This is a genomic window from Methylobacterium sp. NEAU K, assembly GCF_030700285.1.
GTDB lineage: Bacteria > Pseudomonadota > Alphaproteobacteria > Rhizobiales > Beijerinckiaceae > Methylobacterium.
In genome coordinates, this window is the sequence record NZ_JAUYZJ010000048.1 from 1 (window position 1) to 13,176 (window position 13,176).

Below are 13,176 nucleotides of genomic sequence, written 5' to 3' on the forward strand. Positions count from 1 at the left end.
CGTCGGCTGGTCCATGCGCGATCACATGCGGACCGAACTGACGTCGGCCGCCCTGATGATGGCTGCCCAACGACAAAGACCGGGTGCCGGCCTCATCTGTCACTCGGATCGCGGCAGCCAATACGCCGCCGAGGCCTATCGCAAACAGCTCGCCGACATGAAGGCGACACCTTCCATGAGCCGGACGGGCTGCTGTTACGACAACGCTCCCATGGAAAGCTTCTTCCATACCCTCAAGGTCGAACTCGTTCACCAGCGACGATGGACGACCCGGGACGAGGCTCGCCGCGACCTGTTCGCCTACATCGAGGGCTCCTACAATCGGCAGCGCATCCATTCGGCTCTCGGCTACATCACCCCCGAGCAGGCCGAGCGGAACGCGAGCTAACCCCCGTGTCCGCAAAATCGGGGGAGGATCACGCAGCGCTGCCCACATTGTGATGCCGTCCTCCATCAGCCACCCTGACAGCAACCTGCCAAAGTAGTGTTAGGGTCTGAACCCAATCAGCTTGGCCCTACGAATGTCCGTGTTGGGTGGAGAGCTGACCAAAGGAAGGGTCGCACGACCCATCCAAGGTCGCTCTCGTCAGTACCCGACCGTAAAGCGCTGACGCGGATGTGCGGGCTTCTCCAACTCGTCCACCAGAGCGATGGCGTAGTCCTCGAAGGAGATGCTGCTGCCCTGCTCGGTGGTGAGGAGTTGGTCCTGGCCGAGCCGGAACTTGCCCGTACGCTCTCCCGGAACAAACATCGCGGACGGGGACAGGAAGGTCCAATCCAGCTCCGTCTCGTCGCGTAGCATGTCCAGGAACACGCCACCGGCAGCCGCCTCGGGCTTGTATTCCGCCGGGAAGTTCGGGGCGTCGATCAGCTTGAGGCCCGGTGCCGCTTCCAGGCTGCCCGCGCCGCCCACGACGAGGTAACGCGTCACGCCAGAGGCGCGGACGGCCTCAATGAGCTTGCGCGGGTCGCTCGCCGTGAAATGGAGAGAGCTGACCACTGCGTCATGCCCCTTCAGTAACTCGGCCAAACTTTGCTGGTCGAACACGTCGCCTTGCTTCGCGGTCACGCCGGGTTGGGGCGTGACACGCGCGGGGTTGCGGACAATGGCCGTGACGCTGTGTCCGCGCCGGGTCAGTTCGGCCAGGATACGCAAGCCTGCATTACCGGTCGCGCCGATGAGTGCAACGCGCATAGAGACCCTCCCTGTTAGGTTTCTGATCGGTACTAGATGCTAAAAACTCATCAGGCGTAAAGAAAGCACCCTGGCCTCACCAAGTTACCTAGAGGAAACCATCATGCCCGCCTGGAATCCGTATGCTTCCGCCTGCCCGACCCGGCTCGTGCTGGACCGAGTGGGAGACAAATGGGCGGTCCTGCTACTGGGGGTGCTGGCGAAGGGGCCGATGCGGTTCAACCGCTTACGCCGCGAGATCGAGGGCCTGTCACAGAAGGTGCTGTCGCAGACGCTTAAGAGCCTGGAGCGGGATGGGCTGATCAGCCGCAAGGCTATTCCCACCGTGCCTGTCACGGTGGAATACAGCATCACGCCCCTCGGCCAGACCCTTACGGCAACTGTGGATGCACTGCGCATTTGGGCAGAAACCCACATCGAGGAGGTATTAGTTGCGCAAAAGCAGTACGACGAGGCTGCTGCTTTGACCGCCTAAGCCAAGAAACGAAGGTCCGCTTTGGGTCTAGGCTGTGTGAAAACGCAGAACCGGTAGCTGGATTTTCTCTCGGGCCCGTCGCAAAGCGCCGGAATGCGCAACCTGCCAGGGTCAGAGCTGCGTTCAAGCAAACTGTAACGTCTGCTACGCAGAAGATTGTTCTGCGATTTCGGAATGGACCGACGTTTCCACACAGCTTCGGTCGATAGAATCCACTTCACAGTTAAGATGATTGAGCTCAGTCCCTGGGACGATGCGCATCGGCTTCAGTCTAGCTTGCTGCCGTGGTGACGCTACCGGCCGCGCAATCCGCTGCGATTGTTGCAGATGGAAGCCCGCTTTCCACCCAACCCAGTCGTAGGCTTCTGCCTCGATGTCAGCCTGGAAGCAGATCTTCCCAGGACGCACGATGGGTCGCACACGGCCGCGGAATGTCGCGTCGCGCGTTTCCGTTACCTGCCCTTATGCGAACGTCCGCTTCTGAGCGTCGACGGCAATATCAGGAACGACCGGGATGGGCGCAAAGCCGTCGCCCAGCATGATCTGTGTGAACGTCCTGTATTGTGGCTTCGGCCCCCGGAAGCAGACTGGCAGAAATCCACCCGACCGAGACGTACCAGCGAAAGCGGCAGCATCGCCGGTTGATGGCCGTAAGCCGCTGGTCCGCTTCGGAAGGTCTACCGGAGAAGCGGACGGGCTTTTATCGTCTCGACGCCGTCACAAGGCACGAGAAAGGCGATCATCATACCGGATCCGCAGCACGGCAGTTCGCTACGGGGCTCCCCTTCTTGAATGATCTAAAATCAGCCGAAGCCTGCACACCGCATCTTCGATCTGCGCCTCGGTCAGCGACGAGTAGCCGAAAACCAGCATGTCGTCCCGCGCCCCGGGGGCGAAGTCGTAGGCAGCTCCGCTCGACAGGGCGTAGACGCCGATGCCCCGCTCGCGCGCCATGACCTGGATCCGCTTGGCGGGAGGAAGGCCGGGCGGCAGGCGCCAGACCAGGTGCAGGCCGCTCTCCCCGCCGAGGATGACGGGCCCGTCGAACGTCCGGCGCAGCGCCGCAACGAGGCAGTCGCGACGCGCCTTGTAAACCTGCCGCAACCGGCGCAGGTGCCGGTCGAAGTGTCCCTCTTCGATGAAGGTGGCCAGCGCAGGCTGCTCCAGCCATGCTTGGCCGTTGCTCATCCGCGCCTTCAGCATGCGCGCCTCGTCCCAAAACATGCGCGGGACGGTGGCGAAGCCGAGGCGCAGGCCGGCGCCCACCGACTTCGAGAAGGTGCCGGCGTAGAAGACGCGGCGGCCGCCATCGAGGCCGGCCAGCGCGGTCAAGGGCGGCCCGTCGTAGCGGAAGTCGCTGTCGTAGTCGTCCTCGACTATGTAGCTGTCGGTCTCCTCCGCCCAGCGCAGCAGGTCCAGGCGCCGGGTCAGCGTCATGATCGAGCCGGTCGGGAACTGGTGCGAGGGCGTGACGTACAGCAGACTGCCCCGCTCCCTTGGCAGGAGGTCCGTCCGGAGTCCCTCACCGTCGACTGGGACCGGGTGAATGGTCGACTCGGCGCTCTTGAAGATCAGCGAGGCCCCCAGGTAGCAGGGGTTCTCGATGCAGAGCTGCCGGGTGTGGGATTTCAGCAGGTTGAACACCAAGTTGAGTGCGTCCTGCCCACCGGTGGTCACAATGCCTTGGTCCTCTTCACCGCGACGGCGCGGGCACGCCTCAGGTGCGTGCTGATGGCCGCGCGGAGTTCCGGGAGGCCCGCCGGATCGCAGTAGTCGGTCAGATAAGCGGTCTCCTGCGACAGCAGGCGGTTCACGATCCGCCGCCAGACACGTAGCGGGAACCCGGCGGGGTCCGAGCGTCCGACCCAGAAATCGAGTTTCGGCCGGTCGCCGCCGCCGCCGGGCGAGCCGGCGAAGCACAGCAGGGGTTCGCTCGAAGCCTCCGGGACTGGTCCGTTCGTCAGGGGCTGGCCGCCCCGTTGTACCAGCAGGAGGCTGTCTGGCGGGATGGGCTCTACGAACAAGCCAGCCGTGCCGCGCGCCCGAACGTAGCCCTCGGCCACGAGGCGCTCGTAGGCCAAGATCACGGTGTTGCACGAGCCCCGCAGGCGTTCCGCCAGGAGGCGGCTCGGCGGCAGTGCCATCCCGGCCTTAAGCTTGCCGTCTAGGATGATCTCCCGCACCTGATCGAACACCTGGGCCTGCAGGGGCTTCGTGGACTTCGCGTCCAGCGTGAGCGTCAGTTCCACGTGTAATCCCTTCGGCAGGCGCAAAGGTCGAGGCTGCCGCCCGAGACAGGAGTCCCAGGGCGCGACAAGACTTTGGTACCATGGACGATGACTGATTTGGCACTTTCTCCGTACCAAAAATTGGAATTGTTTGCGGTTTAGTGCATCCTAGGAACGGGCCGAGCATGCCACCCGGAACGACAAGAAGGCCGGGCGCTCGACCGCGGAGGAAACATGAACGAGATCGTCAAGCCCGACTTCTTGATCGCCGCTGAGGCCAAGAGCCTGACCGAGACCTTCTTCGGCGGCTGCCCGCATGACTGCCCCGACACCTGCTCCATGTTGTTCGAGGTCAAAGACGGGACGTTGCTCGGCGTGCGCGGCAACCCGAATCATCCGATGACCCGCGGCGGCCTCTGCGTGAAGCTGAAGGACTACGAGAAGCGCCACTACCACCCCGACCGGCTGCTCTACCCGATGAAGCGGGTCGGGCCGAAAGGCTCGAAGCAGTTCGAGCGCATCACCTGGGACGAAGCGCTTGACACCATCGTCACCCGCTGGAAGGGCATCATCGACCAGTACGGCCCGCAGGCCATCGCCCCCTACAGCTACCTCGGCAACCAGGGCCTCGTGCACGGGCTGAACGGCGGCGACGCCTTCTTCAACCGGCTCGGTGCCACCGTGACCGAGCGGACCTTCTGCGGCGAGGGCTCCTGCACCGCATGGCTCCTTACGGTCGGCCCGACCGCGGGCCTCGATCCGGACAGCTACATTCACTCGAAGTACATCGTGATCTGGGCCTGCAACTCGGTCAGCACCAACCTGCACCACTGGGCCATCGTGAAAGACGCTCAGAAGAAGGGCGCCAAGGTCGTCGTCATTGACGCCTACGCCTCGCGCACGGCCAAGGGCGCCGACTGGCACATCGCGCCCAAGCCCGGCACCGACGGCGCTCTCGCCATGGCGCTCATCAACGCCATCATCGAGCATGGCCTCGTCGACCAAGACTACGTGGAGAATTACACGGTCGGCTTCGAGGAGCTGAAGGAGAGGGCCAGCACCCGCACCCCCGAGTGGGCCGCGGAGATCACCGGCGTGCCGGCCGAGGACATCCGCAAGCTCGCCTACGAGCTCGCCACCGCCCAGCCGGCCGCGATCCGCATCGGCGTAGCGCTGGAGCGGCACTACGGCGGCGGCCAGACCATCCGCGCGGTGACCTGCATACCGGCGCTCACCGGCGCGTGGCGCCATGTCGGCGGCGGAATCACCCAGTTCAGCGTCTGGGAGCACCCCTACAAGTTCGACGTGATCTGTCGTCCCGACCTGATTCCGGAGGGCACCCGCGTCGTCTCGAACCTGCAGATCGGTCGCGCTCTGACCGGCGAGATGGAGCTCGACCCGCCGATCATGTCGATGATGTGCTGGAACTCGAACCCCGTCACGCAGGCGCCCGAGACCGACAAGATCGTCGAGGGGCTGATGCGCGAGGATCTGTTCATGGTCTCGGCCGAGCACTTCATCTCCGACACCGCCTCCTATGCCGACATCCTGCTGCCGGCGACGATGGGCGCGGAGATGGAGGACATGATCCTCTCCTGGGGCCACCTTTACCTAACCTACAACACCAAGTGCGCGGAGGCGCCCGGCGAGGCCATCCCGAACAACGAGATCTTCCGGCGGCTCGCCGCCCGGCTCGGCTTCGAGGAAGAGAACTTCAAGTGGACCGACACGGAGTGCCTGGAGCAATACGTCGACTGGTCCTCGCCCGCCTGCGAGGGGATCGACCTCGCCTACATGCGCGAGCACGGTTTTGCGCGCCTGAAAGTGGGCACTCCTGACGACCGCGCCCCGCATAAGAACGGCAACTTCCCGACGCCGACCGGCAAATGCATGCTGAAGGTCGAGGGCGCCACGAACTTCGTCGCTCCGCCCTTCCGGCAGATGTACGAGGGCTTCCAACCCGGCGAGGCACTCGATCCGCTGCCCGACTACCTCGGCCCGCGGGAATCCCACACAAACGCCCCTGAGCTAGCAAAGCGCTACCCGCTCAACATCGTCTCGCCGAAGAGCCACTACTTCCTGAACTCCTGCTACGCCAACATGGAGGACAAGCAGAAGGGCCAGGGTGAGCAATTCGTCATGATCAGCGCCGAGGATGCTCAGGCGCGGGGCCTCGTGGACGGGGACCGGGTGCAGGTCGCCAACGACCGCGGCGCCTTCAAGGGCGTGGCGCGCATCACCGACGACGTGAAGCCCGGCGTCGTGGTGGCGACGCTGGGCTACTGGCGCCAGCTCAACGAGGGGACGGTGAACAGCATCTCCTCGGGCGCCTTCACCGACATGGGCCACGCTCCGTCCTTCTCGGACAACCTTGTCGAGGTCTCACGGGCAAACTAGCCGGTCCAAGTGAGCACAGGCGCCCCGGCATGGGGGCGCCTGGAGCCGCCTCGCACTCCCGCCGAAGCCTATACGAGCCCGTCGCGAACGGTGCCGCAGGCGAGTCGGACACGGCGAGCCTTCAAGGCATGAGTCGGCTGCGGCAAACCTTCGCGGCCCACATTCGGTGGTGCGCGAACCGCCGAAGTCCACTTTCAGAAGCCGCCGAAGCCATCTGGAACGGCTGAGTTGGACGCGAAGCGGCCGGCCGAACTTGGCCGAGAGCGGTCTGTCTGCTCCGGAGCTTTCATCGAGTCGAAGCGGACGACGCATCGCTCGCTTAGCCAGCGCGGCCGAAAAGCCTCGACGCATCTAACACGCTCAATCGCTGGCCATGTCACAGTCACGACCGCCACTTCGTCCTGATCGCATGGCGCGCATGTTGTTGCCCGGAAAGGCCGGACGCCCGCGCCATGCGAAGGATTGAGCATCAAAAGCGTGGTAATTTCAGAGACAGGACCAAGTGGGCCGGAAACGGCAGTGCGACGTAGCCAAGGGCCCGAGGAGGCGGTTCCGTCGCGCTATGCGCTGCGGATTGGGGAGATCGATGTGCTGGTGGTCAGCGATGGCGTGCTGCCGCTGCCCACCGCGATGTTGGCACACAACGCCGAGCCGGCCGCCCGGGCAGCCTGGCTAGAGGACATGTTCCTGCCGCCGGACGCTTTCGATTGGCCGCTCAACGCGGTCCTCGTCCGAAGCGGAGAACAGGCTATCCTCATCGACGCCGGACTGGGGTTCGACTCAGACTTGCACCTGCCGCGAGCCGGACAACTCGTCCTGCGACTGGAGGCAGCCGGCATCGATCTCGCCTCAGTGACCGATGTGGTGCTGACCCACATGCACATGGATCATATTGGTGGCTTGCTCGTGGATGGGGTCAAGAACAGGTTGCATCCGGATCTGCGGATCCACGTGGCAGCCGCCGAGGTCGAGTTCTGGCAGAATCCAGATTTCTCTCAGACAGCAATGCCGCCAGGGTTCCCGGACGCGCTTCGCGCGGCCGCCAAGCGGTTCATGAACGATTACAGCAAGGAGCTGCGGCCATTCGATGAGAAGCACACGGTGGCGCCGGGGGTCGTCGTCTACCGCACCGGCGGCCACACCCCCGGGCACAGCGTTGTTCGCCTAGCCTCGGGCAAAGACCCGTTTGACGTTCGCTGGGGATGCTGTGTTCCCGGTTGGATTCGAGCAACCCGACTGGCACAACGGCTTCGAGCATGACCCCAACGAGGCTGCCCGTGCTCGGGTTCGTCTTCTCCAGGAACTGGCGGTGACCGGCGAATGGCTGGTGGCCACGCACTTGCCGTTCCCGTCGGTCGGGCGGGTGGCGAGAGAAGGCGAGGTCTTTCGTTGGGTGCCGGTCTTCTGGGACTTCTGACCGATTCCAGCAGCGCCGAACTAACGGACCTTGGAAAGTGCGCGTGGTGAGCAGCAGGCAAATCGGTGTTCCCGGGCCAGCATCGGGAACACCTGTGCAATGCTTCTCGACCGACTGAATTTTTGGAATGGGCCCGTTCTCTTGGAAGCTCTGCCCCGTTCACCGAGATCATTTATCGAGCGCCGCGGCTACGTGCCGAAGCTTGTCGGGATTTCGCACCATGTAGATCGCGGCGATGCGACCGTCGCTGATCTCAAGCGCCGTGGTCTGAAGCACACCGCCGCGATCGGCGCTGACGTAACCCGGCAATCCGTCGATGATTGCGGTGCGAAGAAGGACGGGTCGGAAGTAAGTCTTGCCTGTGAGCCCTGCGAAAAGCCGAAGTAGTCGATCCAAGCCGCGGATCACGTTGGGATAGGCGAGGACGCGGCCGCCGCCGTCCGAACGGAGTTCGACATCGGTGGCGAGCAGCGATGCGAGCGCCGTCGTGTCGCCATCGCGCGAGGCGACGAAGAAGGCGCGCGCGATCCGATCGGCCTCGGCCGCGTCCACCCGATATCGCTGGCGCCCGGACTGGACGTGCTTGCGGGCACGGACCGCGAGTTGCCGCACCGCGGCCGGAGCACGATCTAGCGTTGCTGCCACCTCGGGCAGCGCAACCTCGAACACATCGTGCAGGAGGAAAGCTGCCCGCTCAAGTGGTGACAGCCGTTCCATCGCCAGCATCAGCGTCAACGTTACGTCGTCAGGGACCGACTCATCTGGCTCGATCGCGCCCATCAACGGTTCGGGAAGCCAAGCACCGACATAGGTTTCGCGCCGAGCACGTGCCGATTTCATGTGGTCGAGGCATAGCCGCGTCACGATGCGCGTGATGTAGGCGGCAGGCGTCGCGCCCCTGTCCTGAACGCCTGACCAGCGCAGCCAAGCCTCCTGAACGATATCTTCGGCCTCGCTCAATGAACCAAGCATGCGATAGCCGAGGCGCAGCAACCTTGGCCGTTGCGCCTCGAACTCCGCAATGCGCTCGTCGTCGCGCACTACCGGTTTACCTGAGGTTGCCGTGAGCATACCGGCGCTCCTTGGCGTCGACGCGAGATCCCTCGCACGCAGGTCGCAATGTCAGGCTCGGACGCTTTTCGGCGGACGCCAAACCGCGCTCCGCCCAGAGGACCAGCGCGGCAGCGATGATCGCCGGCAACGACACGGCCGGAAAGTCGCGGGCCAGGGCAGACGGCGCACAGATCCCTGCCAGTACCTCCCAGACATGGAAGAAAGCGTGGCCGGCGAGCCAGAGCGTCACGGCACCCCAGAGAACGATCCGCATTGCCGGCCTCAAGACCCCAACCAGCACGGCGCCGCCGAGCAGCACGAAAATGAGGCCGATGTCGCGCAAGAAATGCTGGTTGAATGGACCGGTGGCGGGCACGCCGGGCACCGTCTCGTACCAAGCCATGGGCGCGACGAGCATGAACACGCCGTTCGCCGCCAGGACCAACCCGTAGAAGGTCGCGAAGGCGAGGCAGGAAGATGAGGCCCGCATCATGCGCTCCTCCCATTGCTGGCCGAGGCGGTCAGCCACGCATCGAATCGCGTCGGCATGATGCGCGCGTTCGCCCCCGGCGTCAGCGTGGCGTCCGTAATCGGGATGCCGAAATAGGGCGCTGCTGGATCGACCACGATGCGGCGGGGATCGTCGCGGTGACCGAGCTAGGTGCCGACGAATTCGGCGAAGGGCGCGCGTTCCGGCCCGGCAACCTCGACGATGCCGTTCACCGGTTTGGCAAGCACGGCTTCTGCAAGGGCCTGCGCGACGTCACGCGAGGCGATGGGCTGCATCGCTGCCGGAGAGAGGCGGACGAGACCGCCCGTCGTCCCCTCGTCCGCGATGGCGCCCATGAACTCGAAGAACTGCGTCGCGCGGATGATCGTGTAGGGGATGCTCGCAGCCGCGATCAGCTGCTCCTGCGCCAGCTTGGCCCGTAGGTAGGCTGGAGCATGCGCTCTGTCAGTCCCGACCACCGACAAGGCGACATGGTGACCAACACCAGCCTCTGCTTCAGCCCGGAGGAGGTTACGCCCCGAGGTCTGGAAGAAGGCCAGCACGGCAGCCTCCTCGAAGGAGGGCGCGTTGGAGACGTCGATGACAGCCTGCGCGCCGTGCAGTGCCGCGGCGAGCCCCTCGCCAGTCACCGTATTCACACCGGAGGCGGGCGAAGCAGGAACGGCGTCGTGGCCGAGCCTGAGCAGATTTGTGATGACCTGGCGGCCGATCAGCCCGGTCCCGCCAATGACGACGATCTTCATGGTTGTCTCTCGCTTGCTCGCACCGGACCAAAACCGGCTCATGCTCTGACGAGGCAGCGAACGGTATCGTGACATTCGCGGGCGAGTGGCGCCCGTCAGGCCGGACGCGGTCCACTCGACTCCTCCGGCTTGGGAACTGCCGTGTCCCATCATCATCGTTGGATGTCACAGGCGAGCCGGGCGTCTCGTCCCTGTTGTGCGCGCCGGGTCAAGGACTGTCTCGGACGGCAACCCGGTGAGCAGCATGGAATTGGAAATTGGTAGCCGACCGATCAGGTCACTGGCACTCGGCAAGGTCTGGGCTCGAAATCCTGACGCGGGCGCACTTGGTCGGCGCATTGCCGCAGCGCTCGCCGAGGAGCGCCAACGCAGCGGGCGGCTTGGCGCGCATGCGCTCACGCTGGCTTACGTCGTCATCGCAATCTGGTGCGCCGTGGTCCATCCCTGGCCTGGGGCTGTCTTCTATCTCGGTCTCGTGGCCGCCTTCGTTGCATTAGCGCTCGGATGGCGGCGACTTTCACTGAGGCCCCTGCCGTCGTTCATGATCCTTGGTTTCGTCCTGGCGAACGCCGCCTTGCTCACGGCCACTCTACTTGTGCCGAACCCGCTCGATCCGCCACCCTGGCCCGTACAGATGAAACTGCGGCCGCCCGCTTTCCCGTTCTTTCTGATGCTGGTCGCCTGGTCGCCTGGTCGACGTTCACGCTGTCACCGCGGCTCGTGCTCAGCTCAGGGCTCATCATCATCGCGACGTGGAGCGTCGGAATCGGCATCGTGGCGCTCCAGCCAGAAACCCCGCTCGGATTCGGGTTGCCGGGCCCGGGCCCCGCCGCTCTGGCGCGCTACCTCGATCCCGCCTTCATCGATATCGCCGCCTGGGCGACAGGCGTATTCACAGCCTGTCTGATCACCGGGATCCTCGCGGTTGTCGTGCACCGCACGCATCGACTGGTCGCCGCCCAGGCTTGTGTCGAGCGCGCCCGCGATAACCTTGCACGCCACGTCTCCGCTAACCTCGTTGACGAACTCGCTGAACTTGACGAGCCATTCGGCCCTGCTCGGATCCAGGATGCCGCGATCCTCTTCGCCGATGTAATTGGATTCACGAGCCTGTGCGAGGGACGCTCGCCGCAGGCTGTTATGGCGATGCTGCGCGGTTTCCACGAGCGCATGGCCGATTGCGTCTTCGAGGCCGGAGGAACGCTCGACAAATTCGTGGGCGACAGCGTGATGGCCACGTTCGGCACCCCGAAGCCAAGTCGCCGAGACGCCACCAACGCGCTCACCTGTGCTCGCAAGATGCTGGCTTGTCTCGACGCGTGGAACACCGAGCGTCGCGCCCAGGGCGAGCCGGTTCTGAAGATTGGGATTGGCCTGCATTTCGGCCCGGTCGTGCTGGGCACCATCGGACACGAGCGAAGGGTCGAATATGCGGTGCTCGGCGACACGGTGAACACTGCGAGCCGCCTCGAAGCGCTAAGCCGCGATCTTCAGACGTCGCTCGTGAGCAGTCACGCGCTGATCGAAAAGGTTCGAGCCGAGGTCGGCGAGCACACCGTCAGAGGCATGCATCGGCATCCTCCTGTGGTCGTACGGGGTCGAATGCAAGCAATGGAAGTTTGGATCCTGGTCGAGCACGGTTGCAAGCCCCGACTCCCGCTTTTTGAGGCCGAATCCGCAACCACCTCCTGAACCTGGCGAGACTGCAAGCAGTCCGGAGGCGGCATTTCCGCTTCCGGGCAGACTCACCTGCGACTTAGATGACCAGATTGGGCGCGAAGCCGAACGTCCGGTTCTGCGCATCGTGGCGATCCGGAGTGGCGTAGTCTGGCCGAAAGCCGCCGGTCCGCTTCCGAACAGCCACCAGCCGAAGCAGATGATCTAGGATAGACGTTGCCGATATCCGCTTGCCACCGTTTTCCCGACACTTCAAAAACCGACACGCTTTCCCGGCATGAGCGAACCACCCATTGTTGTCTCGCGACCGGTCCTGCAGCGACGTCGGCAAAACGGTCGGACACTGTTGGCGAATTCGGCGGCTCAGCGGCGAGCGCGCTGAAGCGCGAGGTATGCGCCGGAGCCAGCTGTCGGTATGAGAACCAAGCGGCGAGACGATCCAGGTTGAGGACCGCGGCCGTGGCCACGCTCTGGAAGGTCGTCTTGGCCGGTCCGCGGTAGCGGGCGCGGCCCAGGCCGAAGCTGCGCACGCCCTGCGAGATCGTGCCCTCAATGCTATGCCGTTGCCCGTACAGGCCTCGGCCCTCCTCGCTCTCGTGCCGCCTGCGCGCCGCTGCCAGTGCCTCGTGCTCGGCACGCGGATGCAGTGTCAGCCGGCGGCTCGCCGCCCGCGTGGAGCGCGGCTTGATGCCAGCGATCGGCAACCTGCACGGCTTTGGGCGCGCCCAGCGTGGTGCCACGGCCATATTCGGTCGAGCGATCGCGCGCCACGCTCGGGATCTGAGGCTTGCGGCGGAGCCAGGCAGCTAAGGTCTCGGCCGAGCGGTCCGGCAGGAGATCGATGGGGCGGTGGCGTTCTAGCTCGACGATGATGGTGCCGTAGGTTCGGCCCTTGCGCAGCGCCCCATCGTCGATGCCGATAACGTGCGGCCGGTCGGCGTTCGGAAGCGGCAAACGCGCTTCGTCCGCAACAGGGTTGTGGTGCTGGTCGGCATAGCCAAGTGCCCGAGCAACCGGGCGGCGGACTGGCCACCGAGCGCGAGACCGGTGCGAGCATGCGCGTCAGTGAGGCGGCGCGTGCGCTGGGCATGGCGGCTGAGCAGCTTCTGGAACCGCTCGGCGAAGGTGCGCCGGGGGCAAGCCGGGTTGCGGCAGTAGAAGCGCCGAACCTCCAACTGCAGCTGGACGGCCTTGCCGCTGACCGGCAGGTCGGCGGGCCGTCGCCGATACCGGCTATGGACCGACGTGCTCACGGTTCGACACGCCGGGCAGCGAGCGTGATCGTGCGGAGCTTCGGCAGCGACCATGAGGGCGGCGCGCTCGACACGGACGAGGCGACAGCCGGGCAGAGGGCAACGCAAGGTCATGCTTCGATCTGTACCTTGGAGACGATCTCCGCCACGAGCCAGCCGTCACGCTGCCCCTTCCACCAAACCTGACGGAGCACCACTCCTAAGGGGCGGATCAGTGCGAGACTCAG

General features: G+C 64.8%; 9 protein-coding genes and 4 pseudogenes. 5 read left to right on the plus strand and 8 right to left on the minus strand.

The window, feature by feature from the left end; all coding sequences use genetic code 11:
• A partial coding sequence (locus Q8W67_RS24610) for an IS3 family transposase (RefSeq protein ID WP_305550472.1) occupies positions 1–388 on the plus strand: 388 nt, incomplete at its 5' end.
• Between the two features lie 198 nt (positions 389–586).
• Here Q8W67_RS24610 and Q8W67_RS24615 read toward each other — a convergent pair.
• Entirely contained in the window at positions 587–1,195 is a 609-nt protein-coding gene (locus tag Q8W67_RS24615) for an NAD(P)-dependent oxidoreductase (protein WP_305550473.1), read from the minus strand.
• Between the two features lie 103 nt (positions 1,196–1,298).
• On the opposite strand from Q8W67_RS24615, the gene Q8W67_RS24620 reads away from it, so the two are divergent.
• Positions 1,299–1,670, plus strand: a complete 372-nt coding sequence (locus Q8W67_RS24620) for a helix-turn-helix domain-containing protein (RefSeq protein WP_305550474.1) — start codon at positions 1,299–1,301, stop codon at positions 1,668–1,670.
• Between the two features lie 771 nt (positions 1,671–2,441).
• On the opposite strand, the gene Q8W67_RS24625 is transcribed toward Q8W67_RS24620, so the two are convergent.
• Together Q8W67_RS24625 and Q8W67_RS24630 are read right to left on the minus strand one after the other, a co-directional pair.
• A complete protein-coding gene (locus Q8W67_RS24625) occupies positions 2,442–3,347 on the minus strand; it encodes a PLP-dependent aminotransferase family protein (RefSeq protein ID WP_305550475.1) in 906 nt (301 codons plus the stop codon).
• Positions 3,344–3,919, minus strand: a complete 576-nt coding sequence (locus Q8W67_RS24630) for a GntR family transcriptional regulator (RefSeq protein WP_305550476.1) — start codon at positions 3,917–3,919, stop codon at positions 3,344–3,346. The genes Q8W67_RS24625 and Q8W67_RS24630 overlap by 4 nt, the downstream gene beginning before the upstream one ends.
• A 213-nt stretch (positions 3,920–4,132) precedes the next feature.
• On the opposite strand from Q8W67_RS24630, the gene Q8W67_RS24635 reads away from it, so the two are divergent.
• Both Q8W67_RS24635 and Q8W67_RS24640 read left to right on the plus strand, forming a co-directional pair.
• Positions 4,133–6,295, plus strand: coding sequence for a molybdopterin-dependent oxidoreductase (locus tag Q8W67_RS24635; RefSeq protein ID WP_305550477.1), 2,163 nt, complete (start codon positions 4,133–4,135; stop codon positions 6,293–6,295).
• A gap of 483 nt (positions 6,296–6,778) precedes the next feature.
• Positions 6,779–7,712 (plus strand): annotated as a pseudogene (locus Q8W67_RS24640) (MBL fold metallo-hydrolase).
• A gap of 168 nt (positions 7,713–7,880) precedes the next feature.
• Here the strand turns inward: Q8W67_RS24640 and Q8W67_RS24645 are convergent.
• The 3 genes and pseudogenes from Q8W67_RS24645 to Q8W67_RS24655 all read right to left on the minus strand — a co-directional run bounded on the left by Q8W67_RS24645 (position 7,881) and on the right by Q8W67_RS24655 (position 10,019).
• Complete coding sequence (locus tag Q8W67_RS24645) at positions 7,881–8,783, minus strand: sigma-70 family RNA polymerase sigma factor (RefSeq protein ID WP_305550478.1); 903 nt, start codon at positions 8,781–8,783, stop codon at positions 7,881–7,883.
• Positions 8,761–9,294: a hypothetical protein gene (locus Q8W67_RS24650; protein ID WP_305550479.1), complete on the minus strand. Its 534-nt coding sequence runs from the start codon at positions 9,292–9,294 to the stop codon at positions 8,761–8,763. The genes Q8W67_RS24645 and Q8W67_RS24650 overlap by 23 nt, the downstream gene beginning before the upstream one ends.
• A pseudogene (locus tag Q8W67_RS24655) lies at positions 9,255–10,019 on the minus strand (SDR family oxidoreductase). Before Q8W67_RS24655 ends, Q8W67_RS24650 begins: the two are co-directional and overlap by 40 nt.
• Positions 10,020–10,523: 504 nt before the next feature.
• Here Q8W67_RS24655 and Q8W67_RS24660 point away from each other — a divergent pair.
• Complete coding sequence (locus tag Q8W67_RS24660; RefSeq protein WP_305550480.1) at positions 10,524–11,711, plus strand: adenylate/guanylate cyclase domain-containing protein; 1,188 nt, start codon at positions 10,524–10,526, stop codon at positions 11,709–11,711.
• Between the two features lie 350 nt (positions 11,712–12,061).
• Here Q8W67_RS24660 and Q8W67_RS24665 read toward each other — a convergent pair.
• Together Q8W67_RS24665 and Q8W67_RS24670 are read right to left on the minus strand one after the other, a co-directional pair.
• Positions 12,062–12,385 (minus strand): annotated as a pseudogene (locus Q8W67_RS24665) (transposase); the annotation flags it as partial.
• Positions 12,384–13,063, minus strand: a pseudogene (locus tag Q8W67_RS24670) (ISL3 family transposase); the annotation flags it as partial. The pseudogenes Q8W67_RS24665 and Q8W67_RS24670, both read right to left, overlap by 2 nt.
• Positions 13,064–13,176: the final 113 nt, after the last annotated feature.